Origin of the sequence: Paraburkholderia sp. GAS32, assembly GCF_050434225.1 — a bacterium.
In the GTDB taxonomy this organism is placed as follows: domain Bacteria; phylum Pseudomonadota; class Gammaproteobacteria; order Burkholderiales; family Burkholderiaceae; genus Paraburkholderia; species Paraburkholderia madseniana.
The window spans coordinates 420,460-426,459 of the sequence record NZ_JBNPVS010000003.1 but is presented as its reverse complement, the minus strand read 5'-3'; the positions used below and the strand labels follow the sequence as shown (position 1 = coordinate 426,459).

The window sequence follows — 6,000 nt, the reverse complement described above, 5'->3', positions numbered from 1 at the left end:
GCCGTTCCCGCCTCCGCCGTTCCCGCCTCCGCCGTTCCCGCCTCCGCCGTTCCCGCCTCCGCCGTTCCCGCCTCCGCCGTTCCCGCCTCCGCCGTTCCCGCCTCCGCCGTGACCGCCTGCGCCGTGACCGCCTGCACCCGAACCGCCTGCACCCGAACCGCCCGCGCCCGAACCGCCGGCGCCCGAACCGCCGGCGCCCGAACCACCGGCGCCCGAACCGCCTGCGCCGGAACCGCCTGCACCCGAACCGCCCGCGCCCGAACCGCCTGCGCCCGAACCGCCTGCGCCCGAACCGCCTGCGCCCGAACCGCCTGCGCCCGAACCGCCGGCACCCGAACCGCCTGCGCCCGAACCGCCGGCACCCGAACCGCCTGCGCCTGAACCGGCGGCACCCGAACCGCCTCCGCCGTGACCGCCTGCAGGCTGTCCTTCAGCCATCTGCAGTGAAGCAGAATTCGGAGAAGGTGCACCGCGCTGATCGAACGAAGCGGGCGGGGCGAGCTCAGCACTGTCAATTGCAGTTTCCGGGGCAGGAGGTGACGATGATCTCTCGACATGACCGGACGAAAACGCTTGTTGCGTTGGCGATGTGGCTAGGGTGATCCCCGGCGCATGCCGCGCGACTGCTCTCACGTGCGGCGCCCAATGGCGGCGATTCTGTGTGGCGGCATAGCTTGCTTGACCAGGCCCTCGTGTAACCGACTGCGGCGCAGCAGAATCCGGAGTAGGTCCAGCGCGGTGATCGGACGAAGCGGAAGACACAGGCGGGGTAAGCTCAGTACTGGCAACCGCAGTTCCGCGAGCGGGAGGTGACGCTGGTAGCGCGACATGACCGGACCAAGACGTGTGTTGCGCTGGCGACGTGGGTCCGATGATCCCGAGCGCCTGATCATCGTCGAACCGATCGCCATACGCGACGATACCCATGACCCCGACAGCCAATGCGCTTGCCGACGCTACCCAAAGCGCAAGGCGTCTGCCCCGCGCAGGCGGTGCGGCCTTGATGCCTGAACCCGGGCTACCTGCACCCGATTGCGCAAGCTCGGCCGGTCTGAACATTACGACACGCTTCGGATCGGTTCGTCTGATCCTTCCATTCACTAAGTTCATGTGCCCTCCCCCCTCGCGGAGTGCTCATCGAAATGAGCCGCGGGACCGTTCTGCGTGTTCGCCTCCTGGTTCCGCCATGGCAATGGGAGCGGTGTACCAGGTTTTCTATCGTAAGCCTTTGAGCTATGAAAACGCTCGCCATCTTCCTGGCCATTCCGGACGGGTGGCCGGAGTCGCCATCCGGCGTGCTTTTCCGCAATGACTCCACAGTTGGCGACGACACGATGCAGATGAAGCATTCGCTGTGCCTGTTAGGCCGAACCCCCAATTGAATTGTCAGATCGTGGACATAGCATGGGCATACACGATCCAACAGGGATCTGCGCCAGGCGAGGCGGGGGTCGAACTGGGACGCACAAAAATTTGCACTCGGGGGGAATTGCGGTGTGCGGCTTACGTTACGCCGATGCACTGAAGGAAATCCTGGTTTCCAGGAAAATCTGATGAACGATGACCCGGAACATGTTGTTGGTTGGATTCAACCGATGAGCAGTTTTGTAAGAAATTTTTGATTTTGTAAATTCCAAAAACCGCGACCGTCGCGCGCCCACGCCAAAGGACCATCGTGGCCGGTTGCGTAGCGAAGTCATCAGATTAAATGATGTAACTAATGCTTTTGGCCTCGCTACAAACGAAGATTTTTCGTCTTGAAGCGAGCGGTGGCGAACGATACCTTCAAGTCACTCGTGCGGTCTCCCGAGTCCTGCGAGTGTGTGATTCAGGCGGCGTCCCGACACCCGGCCGGCGGCGCCGCTTTCTTTGTGTGTCCGGACTTCCTGCTACGGCGTTGCAAGGTGCGCTTACATGAATAAGTCAGCGTGGGCGCAGCGCATTCAGCATTTCATCTGAATGGAATTTCGTCCGGAATACCGCTCCGGGATGCCTGTGTCTCGTGCTGCATACCATCGACGCTGCCGTCGCGCTCGCATATCCATGCAAACGCCCATTGTTGGGCAACTTCGATCGCCTCTTCCTCCGTGTCGAAATAGGAAAGATCACGCTCGATGTGCATTTCGCCGTCAACGTCATCGTCAGCCGAAACGCGAACCAGTCGCGCGTGCGCAAAGAATTTCCCAAGGGAGAAGTCCGGCGTCGCGTCTATGTTCCACCCACGGTACCCGCATTGCATGATTACCTCCTATACCTAGGCTAATCGGGATTCGAAAAGGCAAAGCATGGATTGGTCGTACGTAATCGCTAAACCTCCTTTCCAGGTCGAAAGTTCGCGGGCTTCCGTATCAGCGATAGATGGGGTAGACGTTCGCTCTGGACTGCCGATTCAGTTATAGACCTTCGGCGACCCGACAGTGATTCCAACTGTCGATGAAAGCAAATTCAAACAGACCACCGAATCGAGCGTTCCGAGGGCTCCTTCTCACCCTACCGTGGCGATTCGAGCCTAGCTTGCGGAAGGCCAAATTGCATCGAGCAGAGACGCTTGGATCGCGTGCGATCAATGCCAGATGCACCGGTGATGCGCGCCTGCCCAAAGGTTTATTGCAGAGACCGGCGGGCGCTCATAGTTTTGAGTCCTGGTACAGCGTATCGCGGGGGAAGAACATGCGCGGCTCAAGAGGTGGCAACCTCACGGTCGCTCCTGCCGCAGTCAGTTGGACATTGCAGGTCTGATCGATCTGCTTACCTTTCCTGTAGATGAATGCGCCGGGGCCGCCATCACATTCGGCAGTGTGTTGGACGAGGCGCATTTCACGCCCATTCGAAAGGGATCTCGTGACGACGAACCCGTCCGCGTAGGCTGTGGTCACGCCGACGAGGGCGGCTACTCCGATTACGACCTTCGGAATCAGCATGATGAGATCTCCGGGCGCGGCTGCGTGGTGCATTGGCTGGAGCCGATGCGTATTAATCATATTAGATCGCGCAGCTTGCAAATTCCAACATCGACCTATGTTCAACCGGCGCAAACGTCTGGCTTGGGATACGTGCTCAGGAAATTCCTCTACCGGCACTTTGATATGATTCGGGCGATTGTGGGGCTGGGACAGAAACCCAGCCGCACGGATGCCGACGCGCTCACAGAACGTCGACATCCGCCCAGCCTGTCGCTACGCCGAAATCAACGCCGCAATCTGCTCCGCACTAAGCGCGTTGCGGTAGATGCGAAACTCATCGATCAATCCGTTGAAATACGGATCGGCTGAAAATTGCGATCGCCCAATCCAGTTCTGGTTCGTGCTTTCCAGCCGGAACGGCGCAAACGACATCGCCGTGTTGGAGCCGATCTCCGCACCGTTCAGATACAGCGTACCGACGCTGCCCGATAGCGTCACAGCGACGTGCGCCCACTGCCCGGTAGGCAGCGCGACATTGCCGTTAATGTCCTGCTCACCGGAGCCACCATTAAGCGTGATAGCGAAGCGCGCGAATCCGTTATTGGCGCGCGGGGTCAGCATCATGTAGCGGGCCGTGCCTGAACCGAAATCAAATATACGCTCCCAGGTCTTCGCTGCGTTCCAGTACACCCACGCCGCGATCGTAAAGTCCGACACGTCGGCCACGATGTTGTCCGGCAGGCTGACATAACCCGTGCTGCCGTCGAGCGACACGGCATTGCCCTTCTTGCCGACCGCCCTGCTCGCACCGCCGACCAGCGTACCGGTATGTCCGTTCCCGCTCGAATCCGCCGCACTGGTGCCACTGCTTTCGTCGAATGCCAGGTAGGTCTGCAGTTGCACCGCCGTGGTCACAACGGCCTCGTTTGACGCAGCCGATTCGCCGACCGGTGTCACCGCGGTCACGACGTAGTAATAGGTCCCGGCCGCAATACCGCTGTCCGTATAGCTGAGCAGATCGGTAACACCATTCGCAATGGACACGTAGGGTCCGCCCGACGTGGTGCCGCGCTTGACGTTATAGCTCGTCGCGTACGCCGTGCCCCACCACGACAGGATGACGTGTCCTGCGCTTGCGATCGCGACGAGTGCGCTTGGCGCTGCACCGCTTGCGATCGCATCCAGCGTGCAGGTCAGCGTCCCGTAGCCCAGTTGGTCGTAGCCGCCGCTGTTCGGTCCATAGTTGCCTCCGCCACCTTCGGGCTGGACCAATGTCGCGAACTTCTGCGTGTAAGGCGCGGCCAATCCCTTGCGATTGACGTAGTGGTTGTAGACCAGCGCCCAGCAAGGCCGCACCGTCCCCTGAGCCGAGGTCGAAAACACCGTCTGGTTCACGTTGTCTACATTGTTGTAGCGGACATAGGGCACGGTATAAAAGGTCGTGCCCGACTCGATCAGGTTGCTTTTCGCAACGTACTCCGCCCCCATGAGGAACCGGTTGTTGTCGTAACCGTAGAGATCGACACCCTGATTCCAGGCCATTTCGCAGATCGCTCCCCCCAGCGCGATGCCGAGCGTGGCGTGTCCCTGGTCACGCCCTGACTCCTGCCATTGGCCCAGGTAGCCCGGATGGACGTAGTAGACGGCCTGCAAAATCGCGCCGTTGCCCGCGCCGCTTTTGAAGTACGTGACAGCTTCATCGAATAGCGACTGGTCGTCGCACAGCACACCGATAGCCATGATCGATGCCACGTTGCACAGATCCCAGTTGGCCCAATAGTGAGTCACCTCGGTGTTGTTGTGCCGATTGATGAAATCGTGGTTGATCGGATAGAAGACGTTGCGCATCATGCTCTGGAAGCGCGCGAAGTCGGCCGTCGCCCAGCCTGAATAAACGCGCATGATTTCACCGGCATTGGCGAATTCATAGCCGTAGATGCCGGCCGCGAGATCGGCGTTGGTATCGCCGCCGATCCCGGTCAACGTCGACGACCAGGCGTTCATGATCTGCACCGCCTTGTCGGCATAAGCGGTGTTGCCCGAGACTTTCCAGCGCAATGCGCATGCGTACGCCGCCGCGACGTCATTGAACAGCAAGGAGTAGTTCTGCGAATGCACTCCGTCGCTACCCCGATAGACGACCGCCTGTGGGCGCGGTGTCCACGACAGGCTTGCATGACTGTTCGAGATCAGGATGTTCCAGCTATCGATCCAGGGAGACGCTTGCGCCGTGACCTTCTGGCCCATCCGATCGAAGTCGGCTTGGGTATGCAGCAGACCTGGATGCACAAACGCGCTGGACGACGAACTGCTCAATACTGCAGCTCGTGATGCGGCCGCCGACAGCGATGACTGGCCCCCCTGAGCCGACGATGGTCCTCCACCGTCGCCGCCGCAAGCGGACAGGGCCAACGCGCCCAGGCTATACAGAAATGTGCGACGCGAAATGCCCTCGGCGATTTGTTCCTGCATCGCCACGGTGTCGGAATGTCCAGACCGTGTTTCAGGAGCGTCTGAATTTACGTGTGCTCGTTGTGTATCGACCTTGCTCGATTTCGATCTCGTCATGCGCTTCTTCACTCCCGATGAGACGGTCCCGATGGTCGATTCATGAAACCATTCCGGGCGCCGTCAGTAGTTGGCAAACGTTTGCTTTTGCGGCCGCGATGTGTGCCGTCCGCACTCATCGGCGGACAACATCATTGCGGCCTCTTTCCCTGCTGCAGTTCAGTGAATGCTATTGAAGAATTCACACGTCTCGTGACACGCGCGTCGTGGCAGCCTGATTAATTTCGACCAACGATGACTAAAAATGCGGAATTAAATTGGCATCAGCGACGCCGCCGTGCCTATGTCATCAATTACAGCGATTGGCAATGCAGACACCGTGCGGATCGTGCTCGCCTGTACCGCGAGGCTGGATCAGATGTGATGACGAAACCTGCTGATGATCCCTGCTTCCTCAAGGTATACGGCCGAATTCACTCAGCCTGAAGGGTGAAAAACGGGTTCTTTATACAGGTGAAGATAATTTATTGCGGGAGATGTATGTTCAAAAAAATATTCAATAAAAAATAAGGAAATCCTTATATGGAAA

Annotated in this window: 5 protein-coding genes; 2 read left to right on the top strand and 3 right to left on the bottom strand. The window is 59.3% G+C overall.

Going from position 1 to position 6,000, the window contains the following annotated elements; genetic code table 11:
• Both P3T25_RS05890 and P3T25_RS05885 read left to right on the top strand, forming a co-directional pair.
• The coding region (locus P3T25_RS05890; RefSeq protein WP_429357688.1) for a pentapeptide repeat-containing protein at window positions 1–602 on the top strand (602 nt) is incomplete at its 5' end.
• A gap of 633 nt (window positions 603–1,235) precedes the next feature.
• Window positions 1,236–1,382: a hypothetical protein gene (locus P3T25_RS05885; protein ID WP_154567412.1), complete on the top strand. Its 147-nt coding sequence runs from the start codon at window positions 1,236–1,238 to the stop codon at window positions 1,380–1,382.
• 569 nt (window positions 1,383–1,951) lie between these two features.
• Here P3T25_RS05885 and P3T25_RS05880 read toward each other — a convergent pair.
• The 3 genes from P3T25_RS05880 to P3T25_RS05870 all read right to left on the bottom strand — a co-directional run bounded on the left by P3T25_RS05880 (window position 1,952) and on the right by P3T25_RS05870 (window position 5,375).
• Window positions 1,952–2,239 (bottom strand): hypothetical protein, encoded by a 288-nt coding sequence (locus tag P3T25_RS05880; protein WP_429357687.1) that lies wholly within the window; start codon window positions 2,237–2,239, stop codon window positions 1,952–1,954.
• A 388-nt stretch (window positions 2,240–2,627) separates the two neighbouring features.
• The gene (locus P3T25_RS05875) at window positions 2,628–2,921 is read right to left on the bottom strand and encodes a hypothetical protein (protein ID WP_154567413.1); all 294 of its coding nucleotides are present in this window, start codon (window positions 2,919–2,921) and stop codon (window positions 2,628–2,630) included.
• Window positions 2,922–3,176: 255 nt separating this feature from the next.
• Window positions 3,177–5,375, bottom strand: coding sequence for a LamG-like jellyroll fold domain-containing protein (locus tag P3T25_RS05870; RefSeq protein ID WP_429357686.1), 2,199 nt, complete (start codon window positions 5,373–5,375; stop codon window positions 3,177–3,179).
• Between the last annotated feature and the right edge of the window lie 625 nt (window positions 5,376–6,000).